Consider the following 14,651-nt stretch of genomic DNA (forward strand, 5'->3'; position numbering starts at 1 on the left):
AACCATTGCCCGCCCTCGAATCGGTTGATAAGCACGACGCAACCGCCCGTGACGCGCAGGAGAACGCGTGATCACACGAAAGGGTCGGAGAACCCGCCAGAAGGCGGCGCCTTGGATCGGCTGGCCCACACGGGTCGTTGGTCAGAGGGCTTTCGCAAAGGGACCACGAGGGACGGACCTGATGCATTGCCCCCGAGAACGCGATCACACTGGTGATCATGTCAGGGCACCGCGGATCGCGCGGAAGGGACTGAAAGGCGAATGCGGCGCCTCCTTCGACGCGATGTGACAGATGAACGGGATCCGACGCTGCGAGAAGGCGGATACAGGGGAATTTGAGGACGGTTCACGCCGACATGACGACTATGATCAATCGAATGCTCGAACGATACCTTCCTGAGCGCCGCATCTTTGTGCGCTCGGAGAATGACACGCGCTATTTGCGCCTGACGCCGCTGACGCAATTTGTGGGCCTCTCGGGAAGCGCTGTTGTCATTGTCTGGGTAACGATTGCCTCCGCCATCGTGCTGATGGACAGCATCGGGTCGGGCAACCTGCGCGAACAGGCCAGCCGTGATCTGGTGCTCTACGAGGGGCGTCTGAAACAACTGGCCGCAGAGCGGGACGCTCGCGCCGCCGAAGCCGCCGCCGCTCAAGACCGCTTCAACGTTGCCCTTGAACAGATTTCGGTGATGCAGTCCGAATTACTCGCCTCCGAGGAACGCGTGCGCGAATTGTCGAAAGGCATCGACGTGGCGCAAGCCAACCTGCGCAAGGCGCTGCGCGAACGCGATGAAGCGCGAGAGTCCGAACGGCTTGCGATGGCTTCGGCCAATGGCGAAGGCACGGACGCGGCAGGCATCACGCCCGAAGAGATGGAAACCACCGTCGACATTCTCTCCACCGCACTGGCCGATATCGCCACAGAACGCGACGATATGGTCGTCGACGCCTATCAGGCCCGTTCGCAGGCCGAGAATCTCGCGGTTGAACTGCGCATCATGGAAGAAAAGAACGACCGCATCTTCTCCCAACTCGAAGACGCCATGACGCTCTCGGTCGAACCGCTGGACAAGATGTTCCGCGCAGCGGGTCTGCCGACAGAGAGCCTGATCGAGACCGTTCGCTCGGCCTATTCGGGTCAGGGTGGACCGCTCACACCCATCACCTTCTCCACCATGGGCGGACCGCCCGATCCCGACAGCACGCGCGCCAATGCGCTGCTCGACAAGATGGACCGCCTCAACCTCTACCGCATCGCGGCGCAGAAGGCGCCCTTCGCCCTGCCCCTCCAAGACAGCTTCCGCTACACCTCCGGTTTCGGGATGCGTTGGGGTCGTATGCATGAGGGCACAGACTTCGCCGCCGCCTACGGCACACCGATCTACGCCACTGCTGACGGAGTTGTGACTTTCGCAGGCTGGCAATCGGGATATGGCCGTCTGGTGAAGATCCAACATGAATTTGGCATCGAAACCCGCTACGCCCACCAGTCCAAACTTCTCGTGAAAGTTGGTCAAAGGGTCTCGCGCGGGGAGCAAATAGGTGCTATGGGGAATTCCGGCCGCTCGACAGGCACGCATCTCCACTACGAAGTGCGCGTGAATGGTCGCGCCGTCAATCCGATGACTTACATTAAGGCTGCCAGAGATGTTTTCTAAAAGCAGGATCAACGAACCCGGCCCGAAACGGGGCGAGGACGCAAAGACCACCGAGGCGGCAACCCCCGCCAAAACTCCCGCAACGCCCGCGGCGCCCGACTATGCAACGTCGAGCAAGCCCAAGGTGAAGCCCGCGGCATCGGTGCTCTCCACCGACCTGACCATCACCGGCGATCTCAAGACCACTGGTGACATTCAGATCGAAGGCACTGTCGAGGGCGACATCCGCGCCCACCTCCTGACCGTGGGCGAAAGCGCCACGATCAAGGGCGAAGTGATCGCCGACGATGTTGTGGTAAACGGCCGCGTTGTGGGCCGCGTACGCGGTCTCAAAGTGCGCCTGACTTCCACCGCGAAGGTCGAAGGTGACATCATTCACAAAACCATCGCCATCGAAAGCGGTGCACATTTCGAAGGCTCCGTTCAACGTGCCGACGATCCGCTCGGCACGGGCGCCAAGTCCAAGCCCAGCCAAACGCAGAGCGCAACACCCGCGCCTGCCGCTGCGAAGGCTGACAAAAAGGGCTAACGCGCAAGCGCCCTTTCCAAGATTTCAGAAAGGCGGCCCACGGGTCGCCTTTTTTGCTGGTCGCCTTTTGAGCCCCATTCTTGTGGGGCAGCCGCGTCTGATCTCAAGTCACACGCGGTCCCGGCTTACGCGCCTCGTCCGCTGATCATCAGATCACAAGTGGTGATCGTTGCCATTGCGCAAATTGGATTGCGCCTGAGCGGCACTTGGCAGTAGCGTCCACGCGAAATCCCGAAAGAGACACTCCCATGCCACTTGCCCCGCCCCTCTCCGATCCGATGCGCGCTGCCAACCTGCGCGGCGCTGCGCTTATGGTTCTCGCCATGGTGCTTTTCGCCGTTGAGGACAGCTTGCTGAAGACGGCGGCGCATGCCCTGCCGACGGGCGAGGTCATGGTGATCTTCGGACTGGGCGGGGTGGCGATCTATGCCGCCCTCACCCGCGCGCGCGGAGAGCGGGTTTTGCGCCCCGAGGTGCTCTCGCGCGTCATGCTGCTGCGCGCATTTTTCGAGGTGGCGGGACGGCTCTTTTTCACGCTGTCGCTGGTCTACACCACACTTTCCTCCACCTCCGCCATCCTGCAAGCCACGCCCATTGTCGTCACGGCCTCAGGCGCGATCCTGTGGGGCGAGAAAGTCGGGCCGCGTCGTTGGGGCTTGATCATCCTCGGCTTTATCGGCGTGCTGATGGTGTTGCGCCCCACGCCAGAGAGCTTCACCCCCATGTCCATCCTTGCGGTGCTTGGGATGCTCGGCTTTGCGGCCCGTGACCTGACCACACGCGCCGCCCCCAAATCGCTCTCCTACGCACAACTCGGCGTCTACGGGTTCACCGCGCTGATCGTGGCGGGTGTTGGGCTGACCATCTGGGACGGTGGCGCGCTTGCCGTGCCTGACGCCGTGAACGCCGCCTATCTCGCAGGCGCGATTGTGGTCGGCGTTGCGGCCTATACCTGCCTGACCTTTGCCATGCGGATGGGAGAACTTTCGGTTGTCACGCCATTCCGCTACTCGCGGCTGCTCTTCGGCATGGGGATGGGCGCGCTGCTTTTTGCCGAGCGACCCGATGCGTGGGAACTCATGGGCGGCACGGTGATCGTGGTCGCGGGGCTCGGCATCATGATGCTCGGGCGGGGTCGTTAACCGACACGGCGCACGCCTTTAGGGCGGCCTTGCGATGTAGCGGGGGCGATGTCAGGGCGCGTCAGGCGCTTTCAAAGCACGGCGGTAGAGGTGCCATGTGGCATGTCCGAAGATCGGCAGAGCCGCGAAAAGCCCCAGAAACAACGGGATCATCGCCACGATCATCGACGCGCCAATCAGCGCGGCCCAGACCAGCATCACCAAGAAATTGCGGCGCACTACGGCGACAGACAAGAGCATCGCGGTGACGAAATCCACCTCCTTGTCGAGCAGGTGCGGCAGGCTCGTCACCGTCAGTGCAAACAACACGAAAGACAGCACCGCCCCCACGCCCAACTCGACCGCAATCATTGTCAGCCCGTTGGAGGTCAGAAAGCTCTCGTAGCTAGACGAGATATTGGTGAGGTTGGAAAACCCCATGAACAGCGCGAAGAGCATATGCGCGAGGAAGGACCAGAACAGCACGTAGATCACGATGATCGCGCCCATCCACGGAATCTGGCGATCTTTCTCGGAGATCACGACCCCGAGGATCTTGTACCAGTCCATCGCGCCACCACGCTCCAACCTGCGCGAGACCTCGTAGAGACCAACGGCGGCGAAGGGCGCAAAGAGCGGGAAAGCCAGCGACAGCGCCATAGTCCACCACATCGTGCCCGCGCCGAAGATGGCCAACCCCAGACCGATCACCACGTAGACCGCGGAGAAAAACATGCCGAACTGCGGTGCGCGGCGGAAATCCCGCCACCCCGCCGCCAGTGCGGCACGCAAATCATGAAAGGTCAGGCGTTGCACGACAGGCAGAGGGGCCGCCTCCAGCGGCGTTGGTGTCTGCTCAAACGTTACATCGCCCATACGTGGCTCTCCTCTTCTCGCTTCGGTCTTCCGCAGCCTGCCCGCGCGGCGCGCGCCCGCATCTCTTTTGCGGATCACGACCAGCCTTTGCCTTCGGGCAGCAGCGCATCAATGTCGGTGGGGGATGAATGGCGGGCGGCTCATGCGGTCTGGTCGATAGCGGCGCAGGCAGGCTCCTTCCGTCCCGCCAGCACCCGACACATTCCGCGGCCCCCCGCCGCTCCTCCCTGTCACCTGACTGCGCCTCCCCACGCAAACAGGTGATGTCGTGGGCGATACTTCACGCGATGCACCCCCGCCCTGTCAAGCGGCACGCGCGCCCAACACGCAAGAATATGTTGGAAACCGCGCGCGAGGCGGTGTGATCTTGTCCGCTGAACGCGGGATGGGCGGCGAGCGCGGACTATTCCGACGACTCGGTTTGCGCCGTAAGCAGGTAGGACAGCGGCACCAGAGAGACAGAAGCCGCACGGTTGCCCAAGGCCCATTCGGCCAGCGCAAGGATGGTATCGGACTTGGCACGTCCCACCAGAACAATGTCGCCATCCTTACCCGCGCGGAAAGCTGCTTGGTCGATGAAGCGTTTCATTGCCGCCACGTCCTGCGCACGCCCGTCGAAATCGCGGAAGACCAGCACGGCGGGTTGGTCACCTGCGCGTTTGGCTTCCTGCTCCAACGCATTGAGGCCACGCGGGAAGGTGACAATCGCATGGCCCGTCTCGGCGGCGGCAGCGACCACTTGCGCGGCGACCTGACGCGACATCTGATAGCTGGCCGAGGGCACGTCGAGGAAACCTATGGAAACGGGCATGGTCGCACGCGCGTTGTCGAGGATCACGGCGGCGTCCTGCGGGCTGGCCCCGTCGGGCAGGCCGACCATGGCCAGCACTTCAAGCCCCCGATCACGGTAGGCACGCGCGCGGGTTGCGGCATCAGGAGCCAGCACATCTACGCCGAAGGTCACAGGGAAAGGCAACTGGCTGATCGCGGCATCTTCAGGCCCCAACTCGCCGATATCGACCAGAACGATCGACATCATTGGCCCCGTGACGCGGGAGGCATCGAAGTCGGCGGAATAGGCCACAAGCGCAGGCAGGGCATCGGCCATGACAACGGGCGCCTCGGAGGCATCCTCCCCCGCGTCACCATTGGAAATGGTTGGCAGGCGCGTGGAAATGCGGTCGTCGGCGCGGTCGGTAAATGAGCCCACCTTTTCGCCCAGAGGCGAAGAGGTGTCGCCGATATCGGACGCGCCGTCCTCAGGCATCTGCGGCTGCTCAGGTGCGGTATCCGCCCCTTCGGGCACGCGCACGGTCTTGCCCATGCCAGGCATGGAGGGGGGCGTCGGGGCCTCGCCCATGGTGTCATCGACTTGTGGCTCGGGGGCCTCGGGCGCGGGCAGAACAGGTGTCTCGCCCATAGCGTCGCCGTCGGGCAGCGTATCGCCTTCCCCTTCGGGATCGACCGCCCCGCCCATCGGCGCGGGGGCCGCATCGCTGGCTTGCGGCGCGGGGGCCGCAGCATCATCTGCGGGGCCCGGCGCATCCGCATCGGGGGCGTCAAGATCATCAGGTTGCGCTGACGAGCGATCAGGCTCGGCGGCGGGCATCTCGGCGGTCAGATCGGGGCTTTCGTCCTCGACGGGCGCATCGGGCGCGCCCTCGACGGGCCCTTCGGCATCGGCTTGCGGCACGGGCGCCTCCAGCACCACATAGCGCGGCGCGACCACCTCGTTGGACACCACAAGGATCCCGCCGCCTACGACGACGCCCCAAATCAAACCCGACAGAATTCCGCGGCCCATGCTGCGACTGCTCCTCACTGTCGCGGGACAACCCTCTATCCCGCTCGAAATATTACCCGTTTCGACGCTTTTGGCGCGGGTCTTGCCCTTGACCCTCGCCGCGCCTTCATGAACATGTATAGCGTGCCTTTCAGGACGGTTCATCCCCCTATGTGACGGATTTGTCGCCCGACAGGCTCGCGACACGCCAAATGGCGCGTTCGACCCGACGAAACCATCGACGAAACCACCAAGGGCGCCCGTCATGCTACTGCTTATCGATAACTATGACAGCTTCACCTACAACCTCGTTCATTACATTGGCGAGTTGGGGTGGGACGCGAAAGTTGTGCGCAATGACGCGCTCGATGTGCAGCAGGCCATGGCGCTCAAACCTTCGGGCATCCTGCTCTCACCTGGGCCCAAGACACCTGCCGAGGCGGGCATCTGCGTCCCGCTCGTCCATGCCGCCGCCGAAACAGGCACGCCGCTTTTCGGCGTCTGTCTGGGGCATCAGTCCATCGGTCACGCCTTTGGCGGCAATGTCGTACGCTGCCACGAGATCGTGCATGGCAAGATGGGCGAGATCCATCACGAGGGCAAAGGCGTCTTCGCCGGTCTGCCCTCGCCACTCCAAGGCACGCGCTATCACTCGCTAATCGTGGACCGCGCCACCCTGCCCGATTGTCTGGAAGTCACAGCGGAACTCAGCGACGGCACGATCATGGGTCTGCGCCACAAGGAATTGCCCATTGAGGGCGTGCAATTCCACCCCGAGAGCATCCGCTCCGAGCACGGACACGACATGCTCAAGACATTTCTGGACCAGTTGAAAGAGGAAGAAGCGGCATGAGTGACGCGATGAAACCCCTGATTTTTGCCGCCTCCGAAGGCCCGTTGAGCCGCGCGCAGGCCGAAGACGCCTTTGAAATCCTGTTCAACGGCGAGGCGACACCCGCGCAAATCGGCGGCTTCCTGATGGCGCTGCGTGCCCGTGGCGAGGCCGTGTCGGAATATGCCGCCGCCGCCAAGGTCATGCGCGACAAATGCGTGCCCGTCTCCGCGCCTGCGGGTGCGATGGACATCGTCGGCACAGGGGGCGACGGTCTGGGCACGCTCAACATCTCCACCGCCACGGCCTTTGTCGTTGCAGGCGCGGGTGTGACCGTGGCCAAACACGGCAACCGCAACCTCAGCTCGCAATCCGGCTCCGCCGACGCCATGTCGGTCAACGGCATTGATGTGATGGTGGACGCGACAGTCGTCCAAAAAGCGATCAACGAAATCGGAATCGGTTTCATGATGGCCCCCATGCACCACCCCGCGATGAAATATGTCGGGCCCGTGCGGGTCGAGTTGGGATGCAAGACCATCTTCAACATCCTTGGCCCACTCACCAACCCCGCAGGCGTCAAGCGCCAACTCACGGGTGCCTTCGCCCCCGACTTGATCTGGCCCATGGCCGAAGTGCTGCAAATGCTTGGCTCTGAAAAGGCATGGCTGGTCTACGGTCATGAAGGCATCGACGAAGTGTCGATCACTGGCCCGACTTCTGTTGCAGCCTTGGAAAATGACGATATCCGCTCGTTGGACATCCACCCCGAAGACGCGGGCCTGCCCGTGCATCCGCTCAAGGACATTCTGGGCGGCACGCCAGAGGAAAACGGCAAGGCCATGCTGAACCTGCTCAAAGGCGAGACAGGGGCTTACCGCGACGCCGTGCTGATGAACGCCGCCGCCGCTCTTGTGGTGGCCGACAAGGCAGCCGACCTCAGGGACGGTGTCGAAATCGCGACCGAGAGCATCGCCTCGGGCAAGGCGCTCGAAAAGCTCGAAGGATTGGCGGCTCTGACCTCTGGGGGGTAGCCGCCCCTCTCAATCACCTCCAACACAATGCAAAAGGCCTCCCTGAATGGGGAGGCCTTTTGCCGCTTGGGTGTGGCGAACCGTGTCCGCCGTGACGCGCCTGCGCGTCAATTCGTTATGATCTCTGGCCCCATCAACGTTGTCGGCAGGTAGGTCGATATGAAGGGCACATAGGTCACAAGGATCAGGAAGACGAACAGGATCGCGAGGAAGGGCAGTGCCGCACGCACCACTGCCATCATCGGCATTCCCGCCACCCCTGACGTGACAAAGAGGTTGAGACCCACGGGCGGCGTGATCATGCCGATCTCCATGTTCACCACCATGATAATGCCGAGGTGGATCGGGTCCACGCCAAGCTCGATGGCAATCGGGAAGACCAGCGGCGCCACAATCACGATCAGCCCCGACGGCTCCATGAACTGCCCGCCGATCAGCAGGATCACATTGACCATGATGAGGAACATGATCTTACCAAAGCCCGCCGAGAGCATGGCCTGCGCGATCTTTTGCGGGATCTGCTCGTCGGTCAGCACGTGTTTGAGGATCAATGCGTTGGCGATGATGAACATCAGCATGATCGTCAGTTTGCCCGCATCAAAGAGCGTCTGGCGCGTGTCGCGGTGGAAGAAGGCCGTCACGAGAGCTGCGGGCTTGTTGCGCAGCGAGACTGTGGCCCCACCGTTGTTGGCCGCCGACAGCGGTCCCATGTCGCGGTAGACAAAGGAAGCCACGAGGAAAGCGTAGACGGAGGCCACGGCGGCAGCTTCGGTCGGCGTGAAGATCGCGCCCGTCACACCCGGAATACCGTAGATCCCGACCATGATGATGACGATGAGCATCAGCCCCCAGAAGGCGTCGCGGAAGGCGGTGCCGATCTCGCCCCACCCTGCCCATTCGCCTTTCGGCAGGCTCTTGATCCGCGCGATGACGTAGATCGCGATCATGAGCATGGTGCCTGCAAGAATGCCAGGGATCACACCCGCGAGGAACATACGGCCCACGGAGACATCTGTGGCGGAGGCATAGACCACCATCACGATGGAAGGCGGGATCAGGATGCCAAGCGTGCCCGCGTTACAGATAACGCCCGCAGCGAAGTCCTTGGAATAGCCCACCTGTTTCATCGCCGCGATGACGATGGAGCCGATGGCCACCACGGTCGCGGGCGAAGAACCCGACAGGGCAGCGAATATCATGCAGGCGAACACACCCGCAATCGCCAGACCGCCGTGGAAGTGGCCAACACAGGCAATGGAGAAGCGCACGATACGCTTGGCCACACCGCCCGTGGACATGAAGGAGGACGCGAGGATGAAGAAGGGAATGGCCAGAAGCGTATAGTGCCCCGCCATCGCCTGATAGAGCGACTGGGCCACGGAGGCCAGCGAGGCATCCGAATAGACCAGAAGGAAGATGATCGAACTCAGCCCCAGCGACACTGCGATCGGCACGCCGATCAGCAACAGGCCGATGACCATAGCGAAGAGAAAAGCGACTGCCATTTGTGTTATTCCTCGTTTTCGCCGTGCGCCACGCGCTCGACTTCTTCTTCGGCTTCATGGCTGACGATCAGCGTGTTCTGTTTGCCCTGAATGACGCGAATGGTGGCCTGAACCACGCGCAGAAGGATCAGCGCGGCGGCAAAGGGCAGGATCGCGTAGGGCACCACACGGGGCAACTTGTCATAGCGCTCGCCGTAGTTGATTGCATCTTCGAGCCAGCGGAAGATCTCCAGCATGGGCACCTGATCGGTGATGTAGAAAGCACGGTCACGGGTGTTCTCGGTAAAGCCCGTAGGGAACCAGCGCCCCTCGGTCGGCTGCAATCCCGCGAAAGGTGCCCAGTAGTCCCACGCGCCTTTCATCAGCAGTAGCGCATAGGCCAGGCAGGCCAGCGCCGAGAGGATCGCCAGAACCCGCTGCCCGCGCGTGGGCAGCATGTTGACGACCGCATCCACACCGAGGTGCGTTGTCTTTTTGAACCCGTAGGAAATCCCTAGAAGCACAACCCACGCGAACAGGATCAGAACGGCTTCGAGCCCCCAGATCAGCGATGTGTTGAAGACGTAGCGCAGGGTCACGTTAACGAATGTGATCAGCGTCATCAGCCCGAGGATGAGCGCGATGGTGTTTTCCTCCAGCGCATCGAAGAAACGCGCAAGCGGCGCCTGTGACGTAGAATCGTGGTCTTGTGACATAGGTCCCCGTCCCCTTTGGTCCCTGACTGTGTGGAGCCTGCCGCCCCTGCCCGCCCGACGCGGGCGCGGCACTGTTGCGGCCAGTTGCGGCAAACGGCCCCGCGCCATATCGGGCGGGACCGCTGCCAGTGTTTTGACGCAGCGCTTAGTGCTTGGCGTTGATCTCTTGTGCGGCGGCGATGTTATCGGCACCCACGTCGCCTTCGAACTGTTCCCAAACGGGCTTCATCACGTCGACCCATGCCTGACGCTGTTCGTCGGTGAGTTCGCGGATCGTGCCACCTGCATCGAGGACGGACTGACGGTTGACCGCGTCAACTTCCGCAATCGCGGCGTTCCGCTCCTTGGTGACTTCGTCCATGATGGATGCAATCTGGTCGCGCACATCAGCGTCCAGACCTTCCCACCAGTCCACAGAAGTCACGACCATGTAGTCGAGAAGGCCGTGGTTGGTCTCGGTGATCCCGTCCTGAACTTCAAAGAACTTTTGGCCGTAGATGTTGGACCAAGTGTTTTCCTGACCGTCAACAACACCTGTTTGCAGCGCGCCATAGACTTCGGAGAAGGCCATCGGCTGCGGCGAGGCATCGAGCGCTTCCATCTGTGCGACCAGCACATCGGAGGGCTGCACGCGAAATTTCAGACCTGCGGCATCTTCGGGCATCACGAGAGGCTTGTTGGCGGAGAACTGCTTGAGACCGTTGTGCCAGAAACCAAGGCCCAAAAGCCCGCGACGCACCATGCTCTCTTTCATTGCCTGACCAGCTTCGGACTGCTGGAATTCCTCAACGGCGGCCATGTTCTTGAACATGAAGGGCAGATCGAAGATGCGGTAAACCTTGGTGAAGGTCTCGAACTTCGACAGCGAAGGTGCGGCCATCTGCACGTCACCCTGAAGCATGGCTTCGAGAACCTGATCATCGTTGTAGAGCGTGGAGTTGGGGTAGACTTCGACACAGGCAACACCGTCCATCTCGGCATTCACGCGCTCCATGAAGAGGTTCGCGGCGATACCTTTGGGGTGTTTGTCGGTGTTGGTCACGTGGCTGAACTTGATGACCATTTCACCATCGTCACAGGCAGCGAAACCAGCCTGAGCGGTGACGGTAAGAGCAAGGGCCGTAGCGGCGGTTGCGAGAAATTTCATGGGTGTCCTCCCGAAGTATATGTCTCGTCAAATCGAGTAGCGCCCGCGAAACCTCCCGCCTCGCTAGGCTCGCAGGAGAAAGAACAGCCTGCGCATAGGTCGGGCAAGAAAAAGGTAACGGTTTTGTTAGTTTTGGGAAAAGTTATTAGATTTCAGATATTTAAAATAACAAAACACGCAACTCTGCTATGCTGCCCGCGCATCATGTGCGGCTCTCCGCTCACCTGTTAACGACGACTGTGCGGTTTGCCGCACACTATTCCGAGTCTCTGAGCGACACATCCCGCCCCTTCTACCGATACGCCTCTGCCTTTATCTCGTGGCGGGCCAGCTTGTCGTAGAAGGTCTTGCGCGGCAGTTTCAGGCCCTTGGCGGCCTCCGTTGCATTGCCTTTATGCCGTTGCAGGGCGGCGATCAGCAGCGAGCGTTCGACCTGTGCGAGTTGCTCGGCCAGACCCAGTTCCTCTGTGCGCGCCTCCTCCCCTTCGCTCAGCCCCATCACAAAGCGCATAGCCGCGTTCATCAGTGAGCGCGCATTGCCTGGCCAGTCCTGTGCCATGAGCCGCGCGATCACGTCCTGACCGATGGTCGGCACGGGAAGATCCGACTGTTCGCAGGCGATATCGACATAGTGGCGAAAGAGGGTCGGAATATCCTCGCGCCGCGCGCGCAGCGGCGGGATGCGGATGACGGCGGCTTCAAGGCGGTAGAAGAGATCGGGCGAAAAGCTCCCTGCCCCCGCCAGTTCGCCCAAATCGGCATAGGTGCCCGCGATCAGGCGCGGCCGGTCGTGGGTTTCCAACAGGTCAAGCAGCGCGAATTGCGCGGGCTGCGGCAGAGCGGCCACCTCGTCGAGGAACACCGTCCCGTCCTTGGCATCATGGAAGGCCACGGCAAGGCTCTCGGGCGTCTGTGCAGCGGCGGAAAATTTGAGGAACGGGGCCTGACTGCCCGCCGAAAGCAGATGCACCACCTCGGCCATCTTGGCTGTACCCACCCCAGGTTCCCCCGTAATCAGCACATCGGCCGCCGAACGCGCCAGCGTGCGAGCCTCTTCGCGCATCTTCTTGGAGGCGGGTGAGGTGCCGCGCAACAGGCGGGCGGCGGCGTCCCCTTGCGCGACCTGCCGTTTCAGGCGGCGGTTTTCGAGGACCAGCGCGCGGGTGCGCAGCGCCTTTTCCACCACGGCCATGAACTCCTGCGGCGCGCAGGGTTTTTCGAGGAAATCGAAAGCCCCCGCCGAAATCCCCTTAACCGCCATCGGAATATCCCCCTCACCCGTAAGCAGGATCACGGGCAATTCGGGATCGACGGAATGGGCATAATCGAGCAGGTAAAACCCGTCCTTCCCGGGCATACGGATATCAGTGACGATGACGCCCGCGAACTCGGAGACGATATGATCCTTGGCCGCGACGAAACTGCCCGCAAGTGTCGGGCGCAGGCCCTCAAGCTCCAAGGTCTGCCCAAGCGCTTCGCGCACCGATGTGTCGTCATCGACCAGCACGACCCGATCCACAATCCCGCTCGTTCTCATTGCGTCTCCTTCCTGCTCTCGTCGTCCGCGTTATCTTCGTCCAGATCGTCCCGCGTCGATTTTGCACGCGGCAGGGTGATTTCAAACATCGCCCCGCCGCCCTCATGGGGCGCGCGGTTCATCCCGCGTATGGAGCCGCCAAAACTCTGGATCAACCCGTAGGAGATCGACAGGCCAAGCCCCATCCCCTGCGCCGCGCCGACCTCCTTGGTGGTGTAGAAAGGATCGAACATCTTTTCAGGTTCGGCAATCCCCGGCCCCGTGTCGGCAACGCGCAATCTCACGGGATCGCCGTCCTGCACCGTGATGGTGATGCGCTTTACGGGGCTGTCCGACATGGCATCAGCGGCATTGGAGACGAGGTTCATCACCACCTGTTGCAAACGCACCTCGCCACCGCGCACCCGCACCGCACGCGCGGGCGGTGTCCAGTCTGTCTCCACACCCGTCCGCGAAATCTTCGCCTGCATCATCTCCAGCGCCCCGTCCACCGCGGCCCCCAGATCAACATCGGTGACGGCCTCGCTCTCTTGTCTGGCGAATGCGCGCAGGTTCTTGATGATGCGGCCCATGCGGCGGGCCAGTTCGGAAATGCGCCCGAGGTTCTCGCCCGCCTTCTGTGCGTTGTCGCGTTCCAGAAACGCCTGCGCATTCTCCGCAAAAGAACGGATCGCCATAAGCGGTTGATTGAGTTCGTGGCTGATCCCCGCCGACATCTCGCCCAACGCCGTGAGTTTGCCCGCTTGCACCAGATCGGCCTGCGCCCGTTTAAGCCGCGCCTCGGCCTCCTCGCGCTCTGCGATCTCATGGATCAACTCGCGGTTGGCCGCCTCCAATGCCTGCGTGCGTTTGGCCACCCGCGCCTCAAGCCGCGCATTGGCCACGGCCAAGGTCTGCCGCCGCGCCATCGCGACGTAGAGGAAGGCACCGAAAGTCAGGAAAAGCGTGGTGGCCAGCCCCGCTTGCAAAGCCGCCAGTGCGCGCACGGGCGCCAGATCCAACAGGAGATGCGCGTTCAGGCCAAAGACAGGCACCTCTTGCACCAGATGCAGCGCAAGGCGAGGAAGGTAAGGCCCCGCAGCCACCTCCACCAGCATGTGCCCCCCCGTGATGCCACGCCGCACGAGCGGCAGGGGCGCCTGATCGGTCCCGCGCAGCACCAGTTCAGAGCGGTTGGAAACAAAAACAAGCCCCTGCGGATCGGTGAAAAAGACCGCCGAAGGGTCCGTCGGCCATGACCATTCCAGCGCCTCGATATCGATGTGCACGACCAAAGCGCCGCGCGCAGGGCCATGCGGAGTAAAGACGGGCGCGGCGAAGATATAGCGCCGCTTGTCCACCACAGCTGTCTCTGGCGTCTCGGTCGAGGGTGTGGCCACCCCTTTCACAATCACACGATCCGCACCAAGCGCCCCGTGCAAGGCGCGTTCCAGCGAGGCGGGGGTGACTGCGGCGTTTTCCATCGCTTGCAGCGCCCGCCCCTTGTCATCGTAGATGCCAAGCGCATAGGCTCCCGTCTTGTCCGCTGTGGATTGCAGCAACTCGGCAGCCGCCCGCGCGGTTTCCCCCTGCACACCGCTGCCCGCCAGTGCGGTCGAAACCACCACGGGATGATCGGCCAGAAGCACCGCCAACTCGCGATACCGCTGCAACCCCGTGGTCAGTCGGTCAGCCGCCAAGGCCAGATCGGCCCGCCCGCGCTCGGCGGCCTGATCCAGTTCGGCGCGCCACGCCAGCGCATAGACCCCCGCACCAAACAGAACCGCCGCCAGCACGAAACCAACCGCCAGCCCGACACGACGCAGGCTCGGCACGTGGATTTCAGCGTCGCGCGCAGGTGTTGCTGCGGGAATATCAGGCTCATGCGGGGTCATCAGCGGCCACGATAGAAACTCTGGCTTGCAAAGCAAAGCGCGAAGCGGCAGCGTCAG

General features: G+C 62.4%; 12 protein-coding genes. 5 read left to right on the plus strand and 7 right to left on the minus strand.

The features are described 5' to 3' along the window. The first annotated feature begins 356 nt into the window (after nucleotides 1-356). The 3 genes from ACN0SC_RS00770 (at nucleotide 357) to ACN0SC_RS00780 (ending at nucleotide 3,332) form a co-directional block, all read left to right on the plus strand. Nucleotides 357-1,661, plus strand: coding sequence for a DUF5930 domain-containing protein (locus ACN0SC_RS00770; protein ID WP_417247756.1), 1,305 nt, complete (start codon nucleotides 357-359; stop codon nucleotides 1,659-1,661). Next, on the plus strand, nucleotides 1,651-2,190 hold the full coding sequence (locus tag ACN0SC_RS00775; RefSeq protein WP_417247757.1) for a bactofilin family protein: 540 nt from the start codon (nucleotides 1,651-1,653) through the stop codon (nucleotides 2,188-2,190). Before ACN0SC_RS00770 ends, ACN0SC_RS00775 begins: the two co-directional genes overlap by 11 nt. Nucleotides 2,191-2,438: 248 nt before the next feature. Beyond that, a complete protein-coding gene (locus ACN0SC_RS00780; RefSeq protein ID WP_417247758.1) occupies nucleotides 2,439-3,332 on the plus strand; it encodes a DMT family transporter in 894 nt (297 codons plus the stop codon). A gap of 51 nt (nucleotides 3,333-3,383) precedes the next feature. Here ACN0SC_RS00780 and ACN0SC_RS00785 read toward each other — a convergent pair whose 3' ends face one another. After that, complete coding sequence (locus ACN0SC_RS00785) at nucleotides 3,384-4,187, minus strand: DUF2189 domain-containing protein (protein ID WP_417247759.1); 804 nt, start codon at nucleotides 4,185-4,187, stop codon at nucleotides 3,384-3,386. Nucleotides 4,188-4,590: 403 nt separating this feature from the next. Continuing rightward, nucleotides 4,591-5,991: a divergent polysaccharide deacetylase family protein gene (locus tag ACN0SC_RS00790; RefSeq protein WP_417247760.1), complete on the minus strand. Its 1,401-nt coding sequence runs from the start codon at nucleotides 5,989-5,991 to the stop codon at nucleotides 4,591-4,593. 244 nt (nucleotides 5,992-6,235) lie between these two features. On the opposite strand from ACN0SC_RS00790, the gene ACN0SC_RS00795 reads away from it, so the two are divergent. Beyond that, complete coding sequence (locus ACN0SC_RS00795; RefSeq protein ID WP_417247761.1) at nucleotides 6,236-6,823, plus strand: anthranilate synthase component II; 588 nt, start codon at nucleotides 6,236-6,238, stop codon at nucleotides 6,821-6,823. Beyond that, nucleotides 6,820-7,836: an anthranilate phosphoribosyltransferase gene (gene trpD, locus ACN0SC_RS00800; RefSeq protein ID WP_417247762.1), complete on the plus strand. Its 1,017-nt coding sequence runs from the start codon at nucleotides 6,820-6,822 to the stop codon at nucleotides 7,834-7,836. Before ACN0SC_RS00795 ends, trpD begins: the two co-directional genes overlap by 4 nt. Nucleotides 7,837-7,943: 107 nt before the next feature. Here trpD and ACN0SC_RS00805 read toward each other — a convergent pair whose 3' ends face one another. From ACN0SC_RS00805 to ACN0SC_RS00825, 5 genes are all read right to left on the minus strand, one after another. After that, entirely contained in the window at nucleotides 7,944-9,341 is a 1,398-nt protein-coding gene (locus ACN0SC_RS00805) for a TRAP transporter large permease (RefSeq protein ID WP_417247763.1), read from the minus strand. 5 nt (nucleotides 9,342-9,346) lie between these two features. Continuing rightward, nucleotides 9,347-10,036 (minus strand): TRAP transporter small permease, encoded by a 690-nt coding sequence (locus ACN0SC_RS00810; protein ID WP_417247764.1) that lies wholly within the window; start codon nucleotides 10,034-10,036, stop codon nucleotides 9,347-9,349. Nucleotides 10,037-10,181: 145 nt separating this feature from the next. After that, nucleotides 10,182-11,183 carry a DctP family TRAP transporter solute-binding subunit gene (locus ACN0SC_RS00815; protein ID WP_417247765.1) on the minus strand — a complete coding sequence of 334 codons (1,002 nt, stop codon included), beginning with the start codon at nucleotides 11,181-11,183 and terminating at the stop codon, nucleotides 10,182-10,184. Between the two features lie 292 nt (nucleotides 11,184-11,475). Then, nucleotides 11,476-12,705 carry a sigma-54-dependent transcriptional regulator gene (locus ACN0SC_RS00820; protein ID WP_417248533.1) on the minus strand — a complete coding sequence of 410 codons (1,230 nt, stop codon included), beginning with the start codon at nucleotides 12,703-12,705 and terminating at the stop codon, nucleotides 11,476-11,478. 11 nt (nucleotides 12,706-12,716) lie between these two features. Continuing rightward, the gene (locus ACN0SC_RS00825; RefSeq protein ID WP_417247766.1) at nucleotides 12,717-14,594 is read right to left on the minus strand and encodes a sensor histidine kinase; all 1,878 of its coding nucleotides are present in this window, start codon (nucleotides 14,592-14,594) and stop codon (nucleotides 12,717-12,719) included. Nucleotides 14,595-14,651 lie beyond the last annotated feature (57 nt).

The organism is Celeribacter sp., assembly GCF_048261515.1.
In the GTDB taxonomy this organism is placed as follows: domain Bacteria; phylum Pseudomonadota; class Alphaproteobacteria; order Rhodobacterales; family Rhodobacteraceae; genus Celeribacter.